The 21,522-nt window shown below is 42.3% G+C and carries 22 protein-coding genes; 18 read left to right on the plus strand and 4 right to left on the minus strand.

What is annotated here, in order from left to right; translation table 11 throughout:
* Positions 1 to 25 precede the first annotated feature (25 nt).
* The 9 genes from ON01_RS04375 (at position 26) to ON01_RS20185 (ending at position 9,436) form a co-directional block, all read left to right on the plus strand.
* Positions 26 to 415: a hypothetical protein gene (locus ON01_RS04375; RefSeq protein ID WP_010529784.1), complete on the plus strand. Its 390-nt coding sequence runs from the start codon at positions 26 to 28 to the stop codon at positions 413 to 415.
* Between the two features lie 165 nt (positions 416 to 580).
* Positions 581 to 1,564, plus strand: coding sequence for a ring-cleaving dioxygenase (locus ON01_RS04380; protein ID WP_010529785.1), 984 nt, complete (start codon positions 581 to 583; stop codon positions 1,562 to 1,564).
* A 418-nt stretch (positions 1,565 to 1,982) separates the two neighbouring features.
* Positions 1,983 to 3,578 carry an ATP-binding protein gene (locus ON01_RS04385; RefSeq protein WP_010529786.1) on the plus strand — a complete coding sequence of 532 codons (1,596 nt, stop codon included), beginning with the start codon at positions 1,983 to 1,985 and terminating at the stop codon, positions 3,576 to 3,578.
* A gap of 12 nt (positions 3,579 to 3,590) precedes the next feature.
* Positions 3,591 to 4,268: a response regulator gene (locus ON01_RS04390; RefSeq protein ID WP_010529787.1), complete on the plus strand. Its 678-nt coding sequence runs from the start codon at positions 3,591 to 3,593 to the stop codon at positions 4,266 to 4,268.
* Positions 4,269 to 4,395: 127 nt separating this feature from the next.
* On the plus strand, positions 4,396 to 5,376 hold the full coding sequence (locus tag ON01_RS04395; protein ID WP_010529788.1) for a tripartite tricarboxylate transporter substrate binding protein: 981 nt from the start codon (positions 4,396 to 4,398) through the stop codon (positions 5,374 to 5,376).
* Positions 5,377 to 5,440: 64 nt separating this feature from the next.
* Positions 5,441 to 5,884 carry a tripartite tricarboxylate transporter TctB family protein gene (locus ON01_RS04400; protein ID WP_010529789.1) on the plus strand — a complete coding sequence of 148 codons (444 nt, stop codon included), beginning with the start codon at positions 5,441 to 5,443 and terminating at the stop codon, positions 5,882 to 5,884.
* A gap of 15 nt (positions 5,885 to 5,899) precedes the next feature.
* Complete coding sequence (locus ON01_RS04405; protein WP_010529790.1) at positions 5,900 to 7,399, plus strand: tripartite tricarboxylate transporter permease; 1,500 nt, start codon at positions 5,900 to 5,902, stop codon at positions 7,397 to 7,399.
* Between the two features lie 32 nt (positions 7,400 to 7,431).
* A complete protein-coding gene (locus ON01_RS04410) occupies positions 7,432 to 8,802 on the plus strand; it encodes an SLC13 family permease (protein ID WP_010529791.1) in 1,371 nt (456 codons plus the stop codon).
* Positions 8,803 to 9,022: 220 nt separating this feature from the next.
* Positions 9,023 to 9,436 carry a helix-turn-helix domain-containing protein gene (locus tag ON01_RS20185; protein WP_425357499.1) on the plus strand — a complete coding sequence of 138 codons (414 nt, stop codon included), beginning with the start codon at positions 9,023 to 9,025 and terminating at the stop codon, positions 9,434 to 9,436.
* Here the strand turns inward: ON01_RS20185 and ON01_RS04415 are convergent.
* The gene (locus tag ON01_RS04415) at positions 9,350 to 10,315 is read right to left on the minus strand and encodes a S8 family peptidase (protein WP_010529792.1); all 966 of its coding nucleotides are present in this window, start codon (positions 10,313 to 10,315) and stop codon (positions 9,350 to 9,352) included. The genes ON01_RS20185 and ON01_RS04415 overlap by 87 nt on opposite strands.
* A gap of 364 nt (positions 10,316 to 10,679) precedes the next feature.
* Between ON01_RS04415 and ON01_RS04420 the strand changes: the two genes are divergently transcribed.
* From ON01_RS04420 to nagE, 3 genes are all read left to right on the plus strand, one after another.
* Positions 10,680 to 11,174 carry a PTS sugar transporter subunit IIA gene (locus ON01_RS04420; protein ID WP_010529793.1) on the plus strand — a complete coding sequence of 165 codons (495 nt, stop codon included), beginning with the start codon at positions 10,680 to 10,682 and terminating at the stop codon, positions 11,172 to 11,174.
* Positions 11,175 to 11,203: 29 nt separating this feature from the next.
* Complete coding sequence (locus ON01_RS04425; protein ID WP_010529794.1) at positions 11,204 to 12,025, plus strand: PRD domain-containing protein; 822 nt, start codon at positions 11,204 to 11,206, stop codon at positions 12,023 to 12,025.
* A 100-nt stretch (positions 12,026 to 12,125) separates the two neighbouring features.
* On the plus strand, positions 12,126 to 13,604 hold the full coding sequence (nagE, locus tag ON01_RS04430; protein WP_010529795.1) for an N-acetylglucosamine-specific PTS transporter subunit IIBC: 1,479 nt from the start codon (positions 12,126 to 12,128) through the stop codon (positions 13,602 to 13,604).
* A 71-nt stretch (positions 13,605 to 13,675) separates the two neighbouring features.
* Here nagE and ON01_RS04435 read toward each other — a convergent pair whose 3' ends face one another.
* Both ON01_RS04435 and ON01_RS04440 read right to left on the minus strand, forming a co-directional pair.
* Positions 13,676 to 14,446 (minus strand): NRDE family protein, encoded by a 771-nt coding sequence (locus tag ON01_RS04435; protein ID WP_010529796.1) that lies wholly within the window; start codon positions 14,444 to 14,446, stop codon positions 13,676 to 13,678.
* Positions 14,447 to 14,722: 276 nt separating this feature from the next.
* Complete coding sequence (locus ON01_RS04440; protein WP_010529797.1) at positions 14,723 to 15,148, minus strand: general stress protein; 426 nt, start codon at positions 15,146 to 15,148, stop codon at positions 14,723 to 14,725.
* A gap of 351 nt (positions 15,149 to 15,499) precedes the next feature.
* Between ON01_RS04440 and ON01_RS04445 the strand changes: the two genes are divergently transcribed.
* The 6 genes from ON01_RS04445 to ON01_RS04470 all read left to right on the plus strand — a co-directional run bounded on the left by ON01_RS04445 (position 15,500) and on the right by ON01_RS04470 (position 20,163).
* Complete coding sequence (locus ON01_RS04445) at positions 15,500 to 16,921, plus strand: MDR family MFS transporter (RefSeq protein WP_010529798.1); 1,422 nt, start codon at positions 15,500 to 15,502, stop codon at positions 16,919 to 16,921.
* A 150-nt stretch (positions 16,922 to 17,071) separates the two neighbouring features.
* A complete protein-coding gene (locus ON01_RS04450) occupies positions 17,072 to 17,686 on the plus strand; it encodes a 3'-5' exonuclease (protein ID WP_029328983.1) in 615 nt (204 codons plus the stop codon).
* Between the two features lie 24 nt (positions 17,687 to 17,710).
* A complete protein-coding gene (locus ON01_RS04455; protein ID WP_010529800.1) occupies positions 17,711 to 18,310 on the plus strand; it encodes a short chain dehydrogenase in 600 nt (199 codons plus the stop codon).
* A 58-nt stretch (positions 18,311 to 18,368) separates the two neighbouring features.
* Entirely contained in the window at positions 18,369 to 18,590 is a 222-nt protein-coding gene (locus ON01_RS04460; protein ID WP_010529801.1) for a YdbC family protein, read from the plus strand.
* Between the two features lie 94 nt (positions 18,591 to 18,684).
* Positions 18,685 to 19,680 carry a signal peptide peptidase SppA gene (sppA, locus tag ON01_RS04465; RefSeq protein ID WP_010529802.1) on the plus strand — a complete coding sequence of 332 codons (996 nt, stop codon included), beginning with the start codon at positions 18,685 to 18,687 and terminating at the stop codon, positions 19,678 to 19,680.
* A 12-nt stretch (positions 19,681 to 19,692) separates the two neighbouring features.
* Positions 19,693 to 20,163 carry an RDD family protein gene (locus ON01_RS04470; RefSeq protein WP_010529803.1) on the plus strand — a complete coding sequence of 157 codons (471 nt, stop codon included), beginning with the start codon at positions 19,693 to 19,695 and terminating at the stop codon, positions 20,161 to 20,163.
* Between the two features lie 249 nt (positions 20,164 to 20,412).
* Here the strand turns inward: ON01_RS04470 and ON01_RS04475 are convergent, their stop codons facing one another.
* A complete protein-coding gene (locus ON01_RS04475) occupies positions 20,413 to 21,504 on the minus strand; it encodes an NADH:flavin oxidoreductase (protein WP_010529804.1) in 1,092 nt (363 codons plus the stop codon).
* Between the last annotated feature and the right edge of the window lie 18 nt (positions 21,505 to 21,522).

The raw sequence follows: 21,522 nt of genomic DNA on the forward strand, positions 1-21,522 counted from the left end.
CCCGAAAAAGGAAAGGGGACTGGAAATGAGAACATTATTTTTGAGTACTGCGGCCGGAGCGATGTTGTTTGCTTCAGCAGCGTGTACAGATTCTGCACAAGTTACTGGAAAAGCAGAAGCCTCTAATTCGGGGGAAAAAGTAAAAGCGGTTGAGGCAGAGAAGAAACATGTGAACGAAGAATCCGAAAATGTCGCATACGGAATGTATCCTGAAAGTGACATACTCGATGAGCAGGTGGATGCAGACGATTATCAAATGCAGGTTGTGGAAAATAATCAGAACATACGAATTATCATTTTGAAAGATGCACAAGGACATCCGAAATATAAAAGTGTTTTTGTAAAAGATAAAAATATGGTCAAAGTGATCAGTTATGAAGATGGCCTTGTTTTCCAGGGTGTCATCGGGTTTTAGAAATTAAGTGTACAAGCACAGCTGTGGAGCTGTGCTTGTTTTTTGATTGGACGGAAACTTAAAAACATAAAAATTGACATAAACAGGATAAGTGTATTATATTTAGTTTGAATTAAAGATAAATAAATTCAAACTAAATAGATATTAAAACTTGGAGGAATTTGCATGAATGACATAAAAGGGATGCACCATGTCACTGCCATCACAAGCAGTGCTGAAAAGAATTATGAATTTTTTACGTATACACTGGGCATGCGACTAGTAAAAAAGACAGTCAACCAGGATGATATCCGGACATATCATTTGTTCTTTGCCGATGACAAGGGCAACCCGGGCACAGACATGACGTTTTTTGATTTTCCGGGAATCCCTCAAGGAAAGCATGGAACGAATGAGATTGCCAAAACAGCATTCCGTGTACCAAGTGATGCGGCGCTTGAATATTGGGTCAAACGGTTTGACCGATTGGAAGTCCAGCATGACGGGATCAAGGAAGAATTCGGTGTTAAAACACTGTCATTTTCCGATTTCGATGACCAGAAATATCAATTGGTTTCGGATGAAAATAATGAAGGGGTGGAAGCGGGAACCCCTTGGCAGGACGGGCCGATTCCGCTTGAGTATGCGATTACCGGACTCGGCCCGATTCATGTAAGGATTGCAAACTTCGATTATTTTAAAGAAGTGATGGAAAAAGTTCTGCAGTTCAAAGAGATCGATCAGGAAGGTGACCGCCATCTGTTTGAAGTCGGCAAAGGCGGTAATGGCGCACGGGTTATTGTTGAATTTAATACTATCATGCCTAACGCACAGCAGGGTTATGGTACTGTTCACCATTCAGCTTTCCGTGTTGAAGACCGCTCTGTTCTGGAAGAGTGGATTAAGCGGATGGACGATTTCGGATTCCGCACTTCCGGCTATGTGAACCGCTTCTATTTTGAATCGCTGTATGTACCGGTCGCACCGCAAATTTTATTTGAATTTGCAACAGATGGCCCAGGATTTATGGGTGATGAACCGTATGAAACTCTGGGTGAGAATCTGGCACTGCCACCAATGCTGGAACCGAAGCGTGAGCAAATTGAACAATTTGTCCGCCCAATCGATACGGTAAGAAGCACAAAGACATTTGAAAAAGAATATGAGTAAGTAAAAAGTGAATGAAGGAGGCTGACCATGAAGCGGTTGGCCTCTTTTGTTATGTAGAAAAAACTGACTCCGGCTGCATTTGCCGAATCTTCAATGATGAAGGAAAGGTCGATCGTGTATAATAGGGAAAAGATGTATGACCGTTTAAGGAGCATATCCATGAAAGAATACTATTATGACAAACTGTTTAACATTAAAACCCGTGGAACTCAGAAGGGCTATTCTGATTCCACGCAACATAACCCTTATCAGCGAGATTAGCTTGTCAGAGATATTCCAGGATGATCCGTATGACCGATTTTTGATTTATCGTTTGGAAGGTTGAGGTATTCATGGACTGCTATTCTAAAGTATCTTAAGAATATGATAGAATCTGAAGAGTATTAAATACCCAGAGTGTTGAAAGGGGGCTTAAGTGTTGTTCAAAAATATAACGAATGTTTCTTTACAAACCAAAATCACTGGTTTACTTTTAGCTGTCATTATAGGACTGATACTTATTCTTTCAGGTCTTTTTACTTATTCCAAAATTGAACAAATCATTTCAAATAAATATAATTTGAGTATGCAAACCGCTAGAACTGTATCCTTGCTCCCGTCAGTCACAGAGGGTTTGGAGGAAGAGGAAACCAGACAATCGTTACAATTTCTAACAGATCAATACAGCATGGAAAATGATGCGGACTTTATAATCGTACAAGATAAGGATGGACGAATCTTAACGCACCCTAATGATGATTATCTTGGCAGGGTGCATGAATTTAAATCCGGATATAGAGCTCGAGTGTTCGGTGGTTATTATAATATGGAAACAGAAGAGTTTATAGGTCCCTCGATAGTGGGTGTTGCTCCTATTATGTCTTCAACTGGGAGCGTTCGGGGGGTCGTTACGGTTGGGTACTTAAAGGAAAATCTGTGGTCTCTTATTTATGATAGAGTGGAAATTATTTTATATGTTTCGATGGCTGTGATTGTTATTGGCATCTTGCTGGGTTATTTCCTTGCTCGTCATATCAGGAAAGAAATTTTCGGGTATGAACCACGGGAAATAGCTCAATTATATTGTAACAGAGATACATTACTTTCTTCACTAAATGAAGGTGTCATCGCGACTGATAAAGATAGTATGGTAACACTGATTAATGAATCAGCAAAAAAATTGCTTGATGTAGGAGATTCCTATGTTAATAAGCCAATTACTTCTTTGTTGCCTAACCTTGATTACCAAGGTGTATATGAAACTAAGGAAGGTAAATTAAATCAGGAGCTTTTTATAAATAATAAGACACTGATTGTTAATTTACTGCCGTTACTTGCAAACAGTACGGTTACAGGGGTGGTAGTATCATTCAGAGATAAAACAGAAATTACCGAGATGTTAAATATGTTATCTGAGGTGAAGCAGTATTCGGATGACTTGCGTGCTCAAACTCATGAGTATTCCAATCAAATGCACCTTATGTATGGTTTGCTGCAGTTAGGGAAGTATGATGAAGTTCTGGCGCTGATTGATCGGGAAATTAATAATCTTGATAAAATAAACCGGAGTATTTTTGATCAGATAGAAGATACAAATGTGCAAGCTATTCTAATAGGTAAAGTAGGCAAGGCATCTGAAAAGAAGATTGATTTTGATATTGATGAAGACAGTTATCTAAGCCCATTACCTTCTCATATCGAAGTTAGCGACCTGATGATTATAATCGGTAATTTAATAGATAATGCAGTGGAAGAAGTGTCTGCCAAGCTAAATCCTCGCGTTTCTTTTTCAACGATTGACCTTGGAAACGATATTATTTTTGAGATTACAGACAATGGGGAGGGTATTGATAAAGAAGAAGTAGAGAAAGTCTTTTGGGCTGGGTACTCAACGAAGAAGGAAGGCCTTGAAGGGAAAAAAGGTTTTGGTTTGGCAAATGTTAAATCATCTGTAGAGAAATTAAACGGCGTAATAGAAGTAGAATCAACTTCAGACGGAACAATCGTTACGGTGTATATCCCTAAAAAAGAATGAGGAGGTTGCAGAATGATTAACATCGTTATCGCAGAGGATGATTTTAGAATAGCAAATATACATGAAGAATTTTTGGTAAAAATGAAAAACGTAAATGTAATCGGTAAAGCGATTAGCGGTGAGGAGACATTATCTTTGATTAAGCAGCAGAAACCGGATTTATTGCTTTTGGATATATATTTGCCTGATTATCTTGGAACGAATTTAATTCAAGTCGCACGCGAAATTTATCCTGAGCTTGATGTAATTATCATTACAGCTGCGACAGAAAAAAAGCTGCTTGAGAAAAGTGTTCGTCAGGGCATTTTTAATTATTTGATTAAACCAGTCAGTTTGGAAAAGTTTAATACTGTGATAAATAAATATAAACAACAGAGAGACTTATTGAAAGAAAAAGACCATTTGGATCAGGAAATTGTTGACGAACTGCTCTCGTCTTCTCCTACAACAAAACAATCAAAAGAGGAATCGTTACCAAAGGGCATAGACAGAGTTACTTTATCAAAAGTTCAACACTATATGGAAAGCGATAATAAATCATGGTCGGCAGAAGAAATGGGAAAACAGATAGGGTCTTCCCGAACCACTGCCCGCCGTTATTTGGAGTACTTGGTTCAGACAGGGAATGCAAGGGTGGAACAAGATTATGGAGTTGTGGGGAGACCTGAGCGCCGCTATTATTCCAATTAAGTATGTGTATGAACAAAATGAATAAAACTTACTTTATATACTTTATTTCACTTTCTTTGAAAACGTATACATAGGAAAAAATTCAGTATATTATCTTAATTAGATCTTATTAATAAGGGGGAGAACAATGAAAAAGTATATAGGGGCCATATTAGTTCTTTTGGCAGTATTTATTGCTGGCTGTTCAGATGAAAGCAGCGGGTCTGCACAAAATTTTCCTAATGGGAACATTGAGATTATAGCACCGGCTACTCCAGGAGGTGGTTGGGATGCAACAGCTAGAGCAATGCAGAAAATCTTTGATGATGAAGGACTTATAGAAGAAAACATAAATGTATCGAATAAACCAGGGGGTGGAGGAGAAGTAGGCTGGCAATACTTAAAAAACCAGGATGCTCATACTATCTCTATAAACTCCAGTCTGGTTATTACGAATAACTTGCTTGGACAAAGTGATTTAACGTATGAAGATTTTACACCACTAGGCATTTTGAGTACTGAATGGATATCTGTTGCTGTACCACCCGATTCTTCTTTTGGATCAGGTAAAGAAATAATGCAGCAGTTAAAAAAGGATCCGACTTCGCTGAAAATTGGCGTCGCTCCAAGTCTGGGAAACAACGATCATTTGTCCTTTGTACAGGCAGCCAAGGAGTTCGGGGTAGATGTCTCGAAACTAGAATTTATGGTTTATGAAAGCGGCGGGGATGTACTAACGGCATTATTAGGTGGTCACGTGGATGTAGCATCAATGTCAGTATCCGAATCAAAAGAACAACACTTGGCAGGCGAGCTTGAAATTTTAGCAGTCAGCTCGGAAGAAAGGATAGAAGGACTGGAAGAAGTAAAAACCTGGAAGGAGCAGGGAGTAGACATGGTCTTTCCACATTGGAGAGGTATTATGGGGCCTCCAGATATGACTGAAGAAGAAATTGCATATTGGGATGAGAAGATAGGTAAGATGGTAGAATCCGAAGCTTGGCAAGAGGTTATGAAAAATAACGAGTGGGAACCGTATTACCATAATAGCGAGGAATCAAAGAAATTTTTGGCAGAACAAACAGAAAAGTATCAAGAGTTACTGCAGCAAGCAGGATTAACAGAATAAAGATACAAAGGGGGTATCTTAGAAGATGCCCCCGTCTACATTAGACTTGTAAGGAGGGGTGATGATGGCCAGATTAATTGTGCCCTCATTTTTCATAACAATTGGAATCGTTTATTTGGTATTAACCTTCAATTTACCCCGATCTCGTACGGGAGATCCAACTGCACCGCTTTACTTTCCCCTTTTAATAGGCGGGATATTAGTACTGTTCAGTATTATATATTTTGTTCAGGAATGGCGGAAACGGGATGAGAAATTTGAAGCATTCAAAGCGCTTTTTGTCGGCAGGACACCTTTTATTATCGTGTCTACGCTAATTATGATTTTTGTATATACGTTCCTGTTTGAACGGATAGGATTTTTGTTTTCAACGATTATTTTTTTAACAGCATTGTTATTTATCGTGAATGGAAGAAAGCCTTGGATAAAAAATATATTAATATCCGTTTTATTTTCGGTAGTTTTTTGGTATGCATTCTCTGAACTGCTAAATGTAAGTCTGCCATAGAAAGGAGAGAAAATTATGGGGGTGGATTTCCAGAGTTTCATAGAAGGTCTGACAACGGCAATTCAGCCGATGAATTTATTGTGGGTTCTCATTGGAGGATTCCTTGGAACAGTGGTTGGAATGCTACCGGGATTGGGACCGGCAACGGCCGTTGCGGTGCTGATACCGATTACTTTTGGAATGGATTCAACCAGTGCATTGGTTCTTATGGCGGCTATTTACTATGGGGCCATGTACGGTGGTTCACGAAGCTCAATCTTACTTAATACCCCGGGTGATGGATCAGCTATTGCAGCCACATTCGATGGCTATCCGATGACACAACAAGGGCGGGCCGGACAGGCTTTGACTATTTCAGCGATCGCTTCATTGATCGGGGGGACTGTGGCGATTATAGGATTTATCCTGCTCGCCAAACCTTTGGCATCCTTTGCACTGGACTTTGGACCGGCTGAGTATTTCCTGTTGCTGGTGTTTACATTATCAGCTATTGTGTCCTTGTCAAAAGGAAACATGGTAAAAGGCTTCATATCAATGAGTATCGGTCTATTGCTGAGCACGGTCGGGATTGACCTTCAAACTGGGGTTTACCGTTTTACTTTTGATATCCCACAGTTAAGTGAAGGTATTGATTTTCTAGTGGTCATTATCGGTGTATATGCAGTAGGCGAAGTTTTATACAACTTTTTGAACATTGATGACATAAAGAAAGAAAAAAGCAAAGTTGGAAAAAAAGGTATTACCAGAGAGCAATGGAAGTCTTCAAAGTGGCCGATGTTCCGGCAAGGGCCGATTGGTTTTCTTATCGGTGTTCTTCCAGGTGCAGGAGGTTCGATTGCCTCCATGCTGAGTTATACAACAGAACAACAGTTATCTAAAAATCCAGATAAATTCGGAAAAGGGGCAATTGAAGGTGTTGCGGCTCCGGAATCATCCAACAATGCTGCATCTGTTGGTGCATTTATACCTTTACTTACAATGGGGATACCCGGCTCAGGAACAACAGCTGTTATTCTGGGTGCTTTAATCATGCTGGGTCTGCAGCCTGGCCCACTCTTGTTTGAAAACAACCCGGACACAGTATGGACATTAGTCAATAGTATGTTTATAGGAAATTTATTCTTGGTGGTCATTAATATTCTACTGATCGGACTGCTGGTCAGAATACTGGATACACCGCCGAAAATTCTTTATCCATTAATATTAGTGCTGGCGTTTATCGGAACATACACATTAAGTTACAGTATTATAGATTTCTATATCTTAGTGATTTTTGGAGTGATTGGAGTTGTTATGAAGCTACTCAAGTTTCCTGTTGCACCGCTGATTCTAGGTGTCATTGTAGGATCGGATATGGAGCAGAATTTCAGAAAGAGTATAGTAGCACATGATAATTTCATTAATATTCTATTTGCTTCTCCTATAACGATTACTTTGCTGATTATGACAGTGTTGTCAATTGCTTATCCGTTTATTGTTGAGTGGGTAAAAAAGCTTAAACAAGGAAGAGCATAATTGGGCCTTTCCTTTCACGGGAGGGACAGCGTGTGAAAAATAAAATATTACTTGGTGTATCCGCAAGTCTTTATATCCTATTTTTTTGGATAGGGAGTTGGGCACCGGAGCTAAAAGCTGGAGGGGCATTGCTGCTTATCCAGGTATTATGGATAGGCAGAGTATTTCCTCTTGCTTATAGCTCGGTGCTCCTTATATTAATCCTTTCGTTTCATCTTACATCCTATGAAAATGTCTTAAGTTATTTAGGTTCCAGTCTGGTGTGGCTGTTATTTTCCACATTTATACTGGCACATGCTTTTGTAAGTACAGGTTTAGCCAGCAGGGTTGCTCTTTCGATATTGAATTTAGCTAAAGGGTCAGGAAAATTACTACTTTTGCTGTCTTATATGATGATGTTTGTTTTAACTATATTTATACCTTCCAATATTGGAAAAGGAAAATTAATCAGTGACATATTGGATAATCTAATTGACAAATTGCAGAAGGTTCAATTGACCACCAACCTAGGGAAATCCTTTTTTATTGGTGTGGCATATGTCAGTGCAATCTCAGCAGCTTTTGTCCCAACTGGTGCCAGTTCTACTATCTATGCATTCGGTATGTTTTCTTCAATTTCAGACGAGATGAGTTATATCAATTGGCTGATATATTTTAGCTTTCCAATGATAACTTTTGTATTGATCTTATGGTTAATACTCCAGATCATTTTTCCCAGCGAAAGTGTCGATAAAGAAACGGTTAAGAATCTATTATATTCCCGGAAACAAGAATTGGGAAAGTGGAAGCCACAAGAAGTAAAGATGGCTTTTATCATAACCGGTACATTAATCTTATGGCTTACGCAAGCATGGCATGGTTATTCAATACCTTTGATAGGCATGCTGGGGGCCGCTGCTGTTCTATTCCCCTATATTGGTGTACTGGATTGGAATGAGGCAAGATCTGCGATTAATTGGGATATGATGATTTTTTTTGCAGCTACCTTGATGTTATCGAATATATTGATTGATACGGGGGCAATGGACGTCTTTGCGGGATTGTTAGTCAGTTCATTTGAAAACCTCCATCCAATAATAGTTGTGATTGCTTTATTTGTATTGATAGCAGCAGCCAGAATTTTATTTGTAAATGTGCTGGGATTCTTAACCATTGTGTTACCTTTAGCTATCATTTTGGGTGAAAAAATTGCTATGTTCAGTTCACTTGAAATAGCCATGGGTGTTTACTTAATAGGGATACCAGGCTTTTTATTAATAACTCAGTCCCCTGTACATTTGATAAGTTATTCTTATGGCTACTTCACTCAACGGGACTTACTGCGGGTTGGTATGGTGGCGATGTCTGCATGGTTGACCATTGTTTTTATCAGTATCTTTTTTTATTGGAAATTAATAATATGAGGAGGAACTCATTATGACCTGGTTGGTCTCCAATCAAATATCACAAGAAACTTTAGCCAATAATTTTAAAAAGTCTGTGTAAAATAGCTGGCGTCGATGATGGCATGGTAGGGCTTTATCCAGCGTGTACGTAAACTCGGCAATGAGGGAGGCTGGCCGCGAATGGTCGGCCTCTTTAGTTATGCGCTCGAGAAAATCTAAAGATCATCTGAATCGGCGAATGGCGGGGGAATATTGTACAACAAGGGGGCTAATAACGAACCTTAAAGATTGGGAAATTTTATCAGTGATAAAAAAAGAAGGTAACATAACGAAAGCATCCAGGAAGCTGTTTATGACTCAACCAGCTATCACCTTGAGGGTTAAAAACATAGAAAAAGAGTTGGGTATAGCAATACTTTATAGAACGAATTGTGGTACTCAATTAAATCGTCAAGGAGAATATTTAGCGAGTCAAGCTGATAATCTCCAGCTTAAACTTGTGCGGCAGAAACACAAAACGAAGCGGGATCCTGTGACCAGAACAGGATCCCGCTTCCAAACTCTATTATTTAAAAGCCGTGTTAAACGTCTGAAACAAGTTTTCGAATCGATTCAGAATATCGAGTGCGACCAGTCCGTTGCCTTCTGCTGATTTTGGATAGCCCAGTGGAACGGTGCGTCTGACCAGCTGGGCATACAATTCTGCTTCTGTCAGTTTCCGGTCGAATTGCGTCTCAGCGATGCTTATGACCAGGGCGAGTGCGCCTGATACATGTGGTGTCGCCATTGATGTACCGGAGAGCCGTGCATATTTTTGATCTGTGTAAGTCGACAGGATATCTACGCCGGGAGCGACGATGTCAATTTCGTCATTCGTGTTACTGAATGGGGCGATGTCGCGGTCATAATTAATAGCACCGACCTGAATCACCTCATTATAAGCACCTGGAAAGGCCGTTTCATCTGTATCATGGCGGTCGTCCCCTTGATTTCCTGCGGCACAAACAACAGGAATCCCAGAATTAATCGCCCGTTTAACTGCTTCATATAACTCCGGTAAATCTTGCGGGCCACCGAGTGACATAGAAATTGCGCGCACTTTTTCACCATTTGGGCCTTCCCAGTCTGTTGCATAATTGATACCGTCAATAATCCATTGATAATCCCCACTTCCATTTTCATCCAGTACTTTGACAACCAGCAACTTGGCATTTGGCGCGACTCCCGCGATTCCTTCTTCCTTTGCTGCTGCGGCAGCCGTACCTGCTACATGAGTGCCGTGTCCATTACCGTCGCTATAGTCGGTCTCCTCACCATCACTCGTGAAGTTTTTGCCGTCAACGACTTGTCCCTTTAAGTCCGGATGGTTCGTGTCACAGCCCGTATCAATGATGGCAATGACATTACCGTCGCCTTCATTCGCCTGTTCCCATACGTCCGGAGCCTGAATCATTTGAATACCTCGAGGGATTTCTTTAGCTGTATCCTCAATTTCTTCCACCTGGTAAGGAATCAGATGCATTTTAGCCATTTTTACTTTCCCTCCTAAAGATTTTGTTATATTCATTATAGTATATATATTCTATTTCCGAAGGGCTTTTGTATAAAACGGGTCAAATTACCTGAAAAAACAGGTATAAAGATTCAAATATAATCTGGTTAAAAGATTCATACTAAATGGTGGCATATATATGTGTTGTTTAGGGGCCTATGAGATGGTAGTATAAAGCTAGATTAGTTGAATAGGCATCACATGTTACTGACTTGATTAGGCATGGTGGTATTTTTTAAAGGAGACACGCTTCTCCTATATACCGCTATGCTTTTTTATTTGGAAAGGTTTGGTGCATACTAATGCGTACAGTAGACTTATCATCGAAAGGGAGTGTTGCATCATGTTTAAAAATTTGTTTAAGAAAGGCGATTCAAAGACGGAGATATACACACCGGTCAACGGGGAGATTGTTCAGCTTGAAGAGGTACCTGATCCGGTCTTTAGTCAAAAAATGATGGGAGACGGCGTTGCTGTCAAACCTGCTGAAGGAAAAATTTATGCACCGATTGACGGCGAAATTATTCAAATCCCGGAGACGAAGCATGCAATTGGGCTGCGTGCCAAAGATGGCACTGAGGTGCTGGTGCACATAGGCCTTGAGACGGTCTCGCTGGAAGGGAAAGGCTTTACTGCTTCTGTCAGTATTGGTGATCAAGTCTCTATTGGCCAGCCGTTGATGGATTTTGACCTGGAATATATTCGAAACAACGCTTCAAGTGATATGACACCAATTGTGATCACAAATGCGCAGGAAACCGGAAAGCAATACACGATGACGGAGGAAAAAGAAGGCAAGGCAAGCGAAACCGTGATCATTACCGCTTCGGATAAATGACTTCCGGTGTGTGAAAGGAGTGCTTTCTGATGAAAATCAGGAAGATATTGAATAATAATGCTGTCATTGTGATGGATGACGGAGAGGAAAAGATAGCGATCGGTGCGGGGGTTGGCTTTGACAAGCAGAAAAATGACGTGATTAATCCGCAAAAGATTGAGAAACTATTCGTTTTAAAGGAAAATGAAAAACTGCAACAGCTTCTGCTCCGGGTTCCGGAAGAGCATTTTACCCTGTCTGAGGAAATTATCAGACATGCTGAGGAACAGTTGAATACAGAACTGAATGAACACATCCGGGTTCAGTTGGCCGATCATATTTCGTTTGCCATTGAACGTGAACAAAACGGCATTCAGCTAAAAAATGCGCTGTTACGTGAAATTAAAGTGCTGTACCGGCAGGAGTTTGACATCGGATTGTGGGCTATTGAACGCATTAAAAATGTTATCGGTGTGGCAATGCCTGTGGATGAAGCGGCGTTTATAGCGTTGTATGTCCACACGATGAAAGTTCGAGGAGGTGATATCCACGAAACGGTCCGGCAGACAACAATGGTGCAAACGATGGTGAAGCGGATCAGGGAGTATCTGAACATTAGAATTGATGAAGCTGATATTTCGTATGAGCGGCTGGTCACCCATCTTCAGTTTGCTTTAACACGGGCAAAGCATCAGAACAGTCATGTCATGGATAAAGACATGTTTGAAATGATCAAGCAGAAATACGGTGTTTCTTATCAGTGCGCCAGACAGCTGGCAGAAGAAGCATCGAAAGCATATGGCATTAACTTGCCGGAAGAAGAGCTGGGATACATTACACTTCATATTGAGAGGTTAAGATCACACTTATAAGAAATTATAATTTAGGATTTATTTTGTAAACGGTTCAGTGCGTCTTACCTTATGAGGCAATGGATCCTTGTTATTATTTTCAACTTGGAGGGAAAAAACAATGATGAAATATTTGCAGAATCTCGGCCGTTCTTTGATGCTGCCGGTTGCAGTATTGCCGGCTGCCGCGATTCTGGTTGGTATCAGTAAATACATCGAGAAAATTGATGGCACAACTGCAGGTACGATTGCGACGTTTTTGAATAGCGGTGGTTTGGCCATCCTTGATAATCTTGGTATATTGTTTGCGGTTGGTGTTGCCATCGGTATGTCAAAAGAGCAGGATGGTGCTGCCGGCTTAAGTGGTCTTGTTGCCTGGCTGGTTGCGACTACCGTTCTTAGTGTCAGTGGGGTCGCCGGGCTTCAAGGTATCGAGGAAAGTGCGGTGAATCCAGCCTTTGAGAATATTCAAAACGTCTTTATCGGTATCCTATCAGGTATTGTTGCATCGATTATGTATAACCGGTTCAGTCATGTGCGATTACCGGATGCACTCGCTTTCTTCAGCGGAAAACGACTCGTACCGATCATGAGTGCGGCGTCCATGATGGTTGTATCAGTGTTGCTGTTGTTTGTTTGGCCAGTTGTCTATAATGCGCTGGTTTCGTTTGGTGAAGCGATCATTAGTCTGGAAGCTGTTGGCGCAGGTATATACGGTTTCCTTAACCGATTGCTCATACCAACCGGTTTGCATCACGCGTTGAACTCGGTTTTCTGGTTTGATGTTGCTGGCATCGATGACATTGCCAGCTTCTGGGCAAGCGAAGGTGAAAAAGGTGTGACAGGTCGCTATCTGGCCGGCTTTTTCCCAATTATGATGTTTGGTCTGCCAGCAGCGGCTTTAGCGATGTATCATACAGCTAAAACGAAACGGAAAAAACAGGCTGCATCCCTGTTAATGGCGGCGGCCTTTGCATCGTTCTTCACTGGTGTAACCGAAGCGCTTGAATTCTCGTTCATGTTCGTGGCACCTGTATTGTACGTTGTCCACGCAGCATTGACAGGGCTGTCACTCGCGGTCGCGGCCATGTTTGAATGGACTGCCGGCTTCAGTTTCAGTGCCGGTCTGGTTGACTATACCTTAAGCTTGGGCATACCCATTGCCAATCAGCCATATATGCTGATTCTGCAAGGTTTGGTATTTGCGGTTCTTTACTATTTCTTGTTCCGCTTCCTGATTGTGAAACTTGATTTAAATACACCTGGTCGGGAAAGTGATGAGCCGGGAGAAGGCGAAGTGGATGAAAGCTACAATGTTGAGGAAGGTACACTCGCTTCTGAAAAGGACGAAACAGCTGTAATGGCTGAGGAGATTTATCAAGGTCTTGGCGGAGATGAGAACGTCCGGACAGTTGATAATTGTGTATCCCGTCTCAGGCTGGAAGTGGATGATATGGATAAAGTTGATCAGGATAAAATTAAAGCAACCGGTGTACCGGGGGTCAATGTCGTCGGTAAGCATAATGTCCAAGTTGTTGTCGGTACACAGGTGCAGTTCGTTGCTGATGAAATCCGGAAGATCCGGAAAAGAGATGAATAATGATGGAAAGCGAACAGCTCCTATGTGGGCTGTTCGCTTTTAGGCTGTAAGATTTCTCAAAATCAGCAACTTTACGCTTCATTCAGCTGGAAAGTAAACCGGCTTTCATTCTCAAAATGACCTTTATTAAACCGTCGTTCAATGAATGTCACCTGATTATTTCGATCAACCAGAAGAACTGTTGAGCAGCGGGTGCCGTATTCGGGTGTTTTGATGAATAAGGGTGATAGTTTCCGTTCAAAATCCAGACCGACCCCCGTGTCCGGCAGAAGCTCATCCGGCGCCTGTTCGGCATCGGAAATAATGTCAAAAAGCGGGTCTGTCTCAATTGTCGCATTCTGCCTGAGATATGACGCAAGCCGTTCTTTACCTTTCATGACTTTCGGCCAAGGGGTGTCTAGAAACTCATTGCTTAACCCATGGGTGCCCGGGGAAACCATGGATATACTATCCTCGATATTGCTGTAATAATATAATTGCTCCGGGTTCCCGGCGATAAAGTTAAATCCGCCGTACACATTTTTTTCATGTTTTAGACCGGTAAAGAAACCGGCTACCGGCATGCTACTTTCTAAAAAGTCCTTGACAATATGTCCGCGTGACTTTTTGTTTTGCTGATCTTCATTCGGATCGCGATAGTTGGTCAATGCTGCAATCCGGCCGCTTTTTGTAATACCGAGCCAGGTGCCCATTCCAACCAGATCTCTCCCCGCCAGGATATCAGAGTTATCTTCCCAGAACTGAGCGGGGGCAGTTGGGCGTTTATAAAATTCATCCCGGTTAGCAGCGATGATTAATTTGTAATTCGGGTGATCGTGAAACTGAAAATTGATAAGACACATGATTAACAATCCTTTTTCCTTTCATTATAGCTTCCAGGCTGCATCAGCTCCAAATAAATGGTTTGCGGGCTGAGTATAGTTAGAGCTAAGTAAAAGCGGAAATATCGCCAGAAGGTAGGCGGGTATCGGCAGAAGAGCAGAAATATCTGCAGAAGAAAAACAATATCAACATAAGAATGTAAAGTATCCCCAGAATAGTAAGCCAGTACTTAAGGACGTAAGAATCACGTAAAAAAGGTAATCGGCGCAATACCGATTACCATCATTTAAATTGTATTACTTCTGTACGTGACTGATGCTTTCTTTCATGTTCGTTTCATTCATTTCCTCTGTGGGGTCGTTGCCCATTTTTAATGCTCTGTCTGCTGTGACAAGAATATTGCCGGATTTAATCTGTTCGGCATACTGTGCTGCCTGTTTGTCTGATAATCCTTTATCGAGTAATTTTTCATGAATGTCAGTTGTTTCCTCAACGCCACTGAAAATGACATTGGAGATTTTGTCCATGAATGACTGTTCACGGTTACTGGAAGTTTCTGTGCTTGTAATAGTAACGTCGGCATTTCTATTAAGTTTATCCGCATGTTTTCCGTGTGAAAAAATGGTGATGTTTTCTTTGAAATATCCTTCCAATTCCAGAACATTGACCGTTTTTACTGCCTCCTCAACTGATGAATATGGCCCATAAATTTCTTCTGCCAATTGGAGCACCTCCATTTTGAAAAAGTATATAATTCTTTTCCCTGAGAAGGTTCTGTCTGAAACATTAAACGTGAGACCTTTATCAACAGGTTAGCTGAACAGTGAAGCCTGCTGGCAGTTATATGCGAAGACTTATCCAAAGATCCGGTGGCGAAAGTCTTTCATGCCCGTGTTAAAGTTAGATGGTTCAGACACTGCTATGACAGGGTTTTGCTGATTTTTTAAACATGAGATAAAAAAACCTGCAAAATGGTTTCGAATGCGAAAGATTTATGCTAAACTTTGATAATATGTCTCAAAGGGAAAAGTCCATATTAGAGGCTTTCGATAAAATAGAAAGAAGGATTATTGATGGCGGAAAGTCAGGAAAATCAACAAACATTAAGTAAAGCTAAACGAACAACGCTCATGCTCGTATTGATATCAGGGGCGTTTGTCGCTATACTAAATCAAACGTTATTAGCAACCGCACTGCCGAAAATTATGGCTGATATGAATCTGGGGGAAAGTACTGCTCAATGGTTGACATCTATTTTCATGCTTGTCAATGGCATTATGATTCCAATAACAGCCTTGCTGATTAATCGTTTTACAACCAGAGGGCTATTCCTCACAGCAATGGGGCTGTTTGGGGCAGGGACCGTTATTTGTGCATTCGCCCCAAATTTTCCGCTGCTTATGGTGGGAAGAATCATCCAAGCTTCCGGTGCAGGGATTATCATGCCGCTGATGCAGACGATTTTGATGCTTGTTTATCCAATCGATAAACGAGGCTCTGCCATGGGCATGTTTGGCCTGGTCATTGCCTTTGCCCCGGCAATTGGCCCGACATTGTCCGGCTATCTGGTTGAGCATTTTCCTTGGAGAAGTTTATTCTATGTTGTCTTTCCTATCATTGTTATTGATATCACCATTGCATACTTTTTGCTGCGAAACGTTACGGAGCGGACGTTCCCGAGAGTGGATGTGCCGTCAATCATTTTGTCGACATTCGGTTTTGGCGGTCTGCTGTATGGGTTCAGTGTCGCCGGCTCAGCTGCGGGCGGCTGGGGCAGTAATCAAGTGATAATTTCCATGCTTGTAGGTGCTGTGTCGCTGACGTGCTTTATTCTCAGGCAACTGAGGCTTACACAGCCGATTCTGGAATTCAGGATTTTCAAATATAAAATGTTTACCCTGGCAACAGTGCTTGGCATGGTTGTCTTTATAGCCATGATTGGCGCAGCAACTGTTTTACCTATCCTGATGCAGGATTATCTTGGCTTTAGTGCACTCGAATCGGGATTGGCGCTTATGCCTGGTGCGGCCATCATGGGGATAATGAGTCCAATAACAGGCAGATTATTTGATAGATTCGGTGCTAGATACCTTGCGATTATCGGTCTGACAATCGTTACTGTAACAACCTTTATGCTGGCTGTATTGACGACTGAAACAACATTCACCTACATTGCGACAGTGAACGCTGTCCGGATGTTCGGTGTGGCTATGGTCATGATGCCGATCACGACCGCCGGACTGAATGAATTGCCGAACGAGATGATGCCTCATGGTACGGCGATGAACAATACTATGCGCCAGGTAGCTGGAGCAGTCGGAACAGCATTACTTGTAACAGTTATGTCCAATGCTGCTGTTCCGGAAGAAGGGAAACAGGGCTTAGTGCATGGCTCTAACGTGTCATTTGTTGTCGCAGGCATTGCAGCAGTTATTGGTATAATCTTGGCGTTTTTCGTGAAAAATCCAAAACAACATAACAGAAACGCTGTTTAGAAGATAACAGAGGGAGGCTATCGTCAGTCCGGCTGGCGCTGGCCTCTTTTTTGCTAAAAGTCCGAATTATTGCGGTGAAGCACAGCGATGAAAAAGTTTGAAACGTTCCGCATCAGTTTTACGTATTACACGTGGAATGGGGGAGGAATCATGCAATTTGTATCAATCGACTTTGAAACGGCAAACGAAAAGCGCAGCAGTCCATGTGCGATTGGAATTGCTGTTGTGAAGGGAAACGAGATTGTTGAAGAGTATTACAGTCTGATCAATCCGTTGACCCATTTCAGTTCGTTCAATACACGTATCCATGGTATTACAGCGGGTGATGTAGCAGACGCACCGACGTTTGCAGAACTGTGGCCGACATTAAACAGTTATTTATCGAATCATTTAGTTGTTGCCCACAACGCCAGTTTCGACATGAGTGTTATCCGTCATACACTTGATCAATTTAATCTTACATATCCGGAGATGGACTATCTTTGTACAGCGAATATTTCCAGGCGTGTCTGGCCGGAACTCACAAATCATAAGCTGAACACAGTTGCCTCTCGTCATGGCATTCAATTTGAGCATCATCATGCGCTGGAGGATGCTCGGGTCGCAGCCAAAATTTTAATCGAAGCTTTTAAGACATATGAAACGGATGAGATGGATATATTTCTAAGGAAGTGCCATATGTCAAAAGGCAGGATTTATGAACGGGGGTACTCCCCGCCTAAAGGGAAGAAGCGTGCGAGACAGAGCACGAAACTTTATTTCTGATTCATAGAAGGGAAGGCGATTCGAATGCGTGTAATTGTTGTAGGTGCAAGCGGTACGATCGGGCAAAAAATATCGGAAGCTCTTGAGCCGAATCATGAGGTTCTCCGTGCGGGGAGACACGGTGTGGATGTCTCGGTTGATATTATGTCACCGGACAGTATAGCTGATATGTACAAAATGACCGGCCGCGTTGATGCCGTTATTAATGCCTCGGGAGGCGCTAATTTCAAGGCGGTTTCGGACCTGACACCTGAGCTTAATGAAAAAGGGATTGAGAGCAAGCTCAAAGGTCAGATAAATCTGGTGCTGCTTGGGCAGGAATATCTGAATGACGGTGGCAGCTTCACGTTAACGACCGGCGTCATGATGGATGATCCCATCCCATTGGGCGCTTCAGCTGCCATGGCAAATGGCGGTGTTAAAGCATTCGTGAAATCGGCAGCGATTGAAGTGCCACGCGGAATCCGGATTAACTGTGTCAGTCCCAATATCGTTCAGGAATCCTGGGATAGAATTGGTGGTTTATTTGCTGGATTTACACCAGTACCCGCAGACCGTGTGGCAAGGGCTTATGTTAAAAGTGTGGAAGGCGCCCAAACCGGGCAGAATTATGAAGTGTATTGAAAAATGAGTTATCGCTGAAAAATGAAGTACAATTTTTAACGATGATGGAGGAATCGATATGGCTGATATCAAATATGAAATCGTTGAACATATTGCGACACTGTCCGAATCACCAAAAGGCTGGACAAAAGAACTGAATTTAGTAAGCTGGAACGAACGCGATCCGAAATACGATCTTCGGGACTGGTCCCCAGATAAAACGAAAATGGGTAAAGGCGTTACACTGACAGAAACGGATCTGACCAATTTGAAGGCCGCACTGGAGGAACTTGATCTATAGCAGCGCTGTTTGTACATCTTCCCATTATGATTTGGCAAAAAATGTAGTATCATGGTCGTATACATATTTATACAACAGAATGGAGGACATCGAATTGAATAAGACACGTTGGTTTGCACTAGGGATTGCAGTCATTTTACTTGTGGCTTCAATTGGCATCAGGTTCATGAGCAGTTTATTCTCAACTGATGTGGAAGCTCTGTTCGACACGCCCAATCAGCCATTTCAGGAAAAGGTTGTTGAAGAAGGCACCGGTAAGAAAATTGCGGTTGTTGAACTTGATGGGGTTATCCAGGATACGTCCACATCTTCCGTCCTAAATTCGGGTGGCTACAACCATGACCGGTTCCTGAAAAAGCTGGAATATGTTGGAGAAGATCGGTCCGTCTCAGGCGTTATATTGCGCGTCAATACACCAGGCGGCGGGGTTGTAGAAAGTGATGAGATTCATGATAAGATTGTTGAGATAAGGGAAGAACATAACAAACCAGTCTATGTTTCAATGGGTAACACGGCAGCTTCAGGCGGCTATTATGTATCGGCCCCTGCAGATAAAATTATCGCGCATCCGGCAACATTGACCGGATCGATTGGTGTTATCATGCAAAGCTATAACTTTACAGAGCTTGCTGATCAGCTCGGAATTGATATGAATACAATCAAAAGTGGCGAATTTAAAGATATCATGTCCCCAACGAGGGAAATGACCGATGAAGAGCGTGATATACTGCAGACAATGATTGATGACATGTATGCCGATTTTGTTCAGGTCATTATGGATGGCCGTGATATGTCAGAGTCCAAAGTACGTGATCTGGGAGACGGCCGTGTGTATACCGGACAGCAGGCGGCTGACAACGGGCTGGTTGATGGACTCGGCAACCTGGAAGATACCATAGCCATGATGAAAGAAGACTATGAGTGGGCGAATGCGCAAGTTGTTGAATATCAAGGTGGTTACGCCTGGGAAACGTTCCTTGGCGGCCAGGTAAAAAGCCTGTTCAGCAATGAAGATCAGAGTCTGATGGCTATTCAGGAGCTGTTACAGCAAACGGATGGCCCGCGTGCCATGTACTTATATTCGAAATAAGGAGGTGCCGTTATGAGTGAGAATCAGGAAACATATGAAGCACAAACCACCGAAGCCGTAAATCATCGTTATGCTGGGTTCTGGATGCGCTTCTGGGCGTATCTGGCTGATTTGATTATTGTGTTCAGCATTAACGGCATCTTACTTAGCCCGTTTAAATTTATGAATGATGGCAACGGAATCGATATCGGACTTTGGACAGCAGGTGGAATCATTGGAGCCATTGTGCTTTATTTGTATTTTCTGCTGATGACAAAATTTTTCAGAAAAACACTTGGTAAAATGATTTTTGGTCTGCGCGTTGTCCGCGAAGACAGGGCGCCATTGGAATGGAGCGATCTGATTTTCAGGGAAGTAATCGGACGTTTTATTCACCGTGTGTTCTGGTTTACAAACCTGTTATATTTGTTTGTTGCATTCGGTACGCAAAAACAGGGAATCCATGACATGTTCGGGAACACACGCGTTGTGTTTGACCGATAAAGTGAAACGAAAGTATTTACGGGTACTAATCACAAATAGATTAGTACCCTATTTTTTATGATGAAAAATTGGTGTTTATCTCTGTTTAACGTTTTAAATATCGATGAAATAGCAATTATCCTAGATAAAATTTTTATACTGCCTTCTGCCTGATGTGTAAAACAGTTGTGAAAAAGTTGTTGATTATTATTTTAAAGAATGTGTTTGAAAAGAACTGAAGGGCTTCTGATCTTCAGTTCTTTGCTTCAACTACATTTCTAATTCGAAATCCTTCACGTACGCTTGCGGCGTCATAATCGCTTTGCCGTCGAATGTATTGAGCGGCTCGCCATTTTGAACGCAGTTTGGTGTATTCGGTTGTGCGAGTGCCTGGCGGGCAACCCCAACAAAGTCAGCTTGGTTTTGCTTCAAGACATTTGCGGCTTTTGAGGGATCACTTAACTCCCCGCATGCAATAACAGGCTTGTTCGTAAACTTCTTGGCTGCTTCTGTCATCGTCATTGTACCTTCTCCGAACCCTGGTGTGGTTGCGTCATCATCTGAGATGTGAATATAGTCGATACTCGTTTTTCCGAGCTCTGAGAAGATAATTTCTGCATCCGCTTCACCGCCCGGCCATTTGTAGTTGCCGTTTGTTGCTTTCAGCTGGGAGATCCGAATGCCAAGAATCATGTCACCCCCAATTGCCTCCCTTACTTCCTCGGTCACTTCTTTAAGAAGACGGACGCGATTTTCTACACTGCCGCCATATTGATCCGTTCGATGATTGCTGACCTCCGATAAAAATTCGTCGAGTAGGTAACCGTTCGCTCCGTGTAATTCAACGCCGCTGAAACCTGCTTGATTCGCAAGTTCTGCTGATCGAACGAAGCCTTGTTTCACTTCTTCAATTTCTTCTAAGGTTAACGCTTTTGCGGTGGAGAATGGACCGCTACCGTAATATACTTCTACCTTATCCGCCGGCGGAGAAAACTCAGATGGTGCAACCGTAACATCTGTATAAACATTCCCTTGTGTTTGGGCTCCTCCATGCATAAGTTGCGCAATCATTAACGCCCCGTGGGACTTCACGCTTCTCACAATGGGCTCCCAAGCTTTCGCGTGCTTTTCAGTCGCGAGGCCGCCTTGATACTTGTATGCTTGGCTATGCTGTGTATCTGGATATACTCCTTCAGTGATGACCGCCGCAAATCCTCCTTTTGCAAAACGTTCGTAGTATTTGTGCATGCGCTCATTCGGCGTACCATCTTCTTCTGAACTGACGCGTGTCATCGGCGCGACAATATATCGATTTCGTAATATATGCTTTCCTATGTTGCCTTGATTAAATAGTTCTTCCACAATGACCACCTTGCTTTC

Source organism: Lentibacillus jeotgali, from assembly GCF_000224785.1.
Taxonomy (GTDB): domain Bacteria; phylum Bacillota; class Bacilli; order Bacillales; family Amphibacillaceae; genus Lentibacillus; species Lentibacillus jeotgali.

Excerpts from the sequence above, each read along its gene's own strand:
- ON01_RS04375 (WP_010529784.1), top strand. The coding sequence starts at position 26 with ATGAGAACATTATTTTTGAGTACTGCGGCCGGAGCGATGTTGTTTGCT.
- ON01_RS04380 (WP_010529785.1), top strand. The coding sequence starts at position 581 with ATGAATGACATAAAAGGGATGCACCATGTCACTGCCATCACAAGCAGT.
- ON01_RS04390 (WP_010529787.1), top strand. The coding sequence starts at position 3,591 with ATGATTAACATCGTTATCGCAGAGGATGATTTTAGAATAGCAAATATA.
- ON01_RS04395 (WP_010529788.1), top strand. The coding sequence starts at position 4,396 with ATGAAAAAGTATATAGGGGCCATATTAGTTCTTTTGGCAGTATTTATT.
- ON01_RS04400 (WP_010529789.1), top strand. The coding sequence starts at position 5,441 with ATGGCCAGATTAATTGTGCCCTCATTTTTCATAACAATTGGAATCGTT.
- ON01_RS04405 (WP_010529790.1), top strand. The coding sequence starts at position 5,900 with ATGGGGGTGGATTTCCAGAGTTTCATAGAAGGTCTGACAACGGCAATT.
- ON01_RS20185 (WP_425357499.1), top strand. The coding sequence starts at position 9,023 with ATGGCGGGGGAATATTGTACAACAAGGGGGCTAATAACGAACCTTAAA.
- ON01_RS04415 (WP_010529792.1), bottom strand. The coding sequence starts at position 10,315 with ATGGCTAAAATGCATCTGATTCCTTACCAGGTGGAAGAAATTGAGGAT.
- ON01_RS04420 (WP_010529793.1), top strand. The coding sequence starts at position 10,680 with ATGTTTAAAAATTTGTTTAAGAAAGGCGATTCAAAGACGGAGATATAC.
- ON01_RS04425 (WP_010529794.1), top strand. The coding sequence starts at position 11,204 with ATGAAAATCAGGAAGATATTGAATAATAATGCTGTCATTGTGATGGAT.
- nagE (WP_010529795.1), top strand. The coding sequence starts at position 12,126 with ATGATGAAATATTTGCAGAATCTCGGCCGTTCTTTGATGCTGCCGGTT.
- ON01_RS04435 (WP_010529796.1), bottom strand. The coding sequence starts at position 14,446 with ATGTGTCTTATCAATTTTCAGTTTCACGATCACCCGAATTACAAATTA.
- ON01_RS04445 (WP_010529798.1), top strand. The coding sequence starts at position 15,500 with ATGGCGGAAAGTCAGGAAAATCAACAAACATTAAGTAAAGCTAAACGA.
- ON01_RS04450 (WP_029328983.1), top strand. The coding sequence starts at position 17,072 with ATGCAATTTGTATCAATCGACTTTGAAACGGCAAACGAAAAGCGCAGC.
- ON01_RS04455 (WP_010529800.1), top strand. The coding sequence starts at position 17,711 with ATGCGTGTAATTGTTGTAGGTGCAAGCGGTACGATCGGGCAAAAAATA.
- ON01_RS04460 (WP_010529801.1), top strand. The coding sequence starts at position 18,369 with ATGGCTGATATCAAATATGAAATCGTTGAACATATTGCGACACTGTCC.
- ON01_RS04470 (WP_010529803.1), top strand. The coding sequence starts at position 19,693 with ATGAGTGAGAATCAGGAAACATATGAAGCACAAACCACCGAAGCCGTA.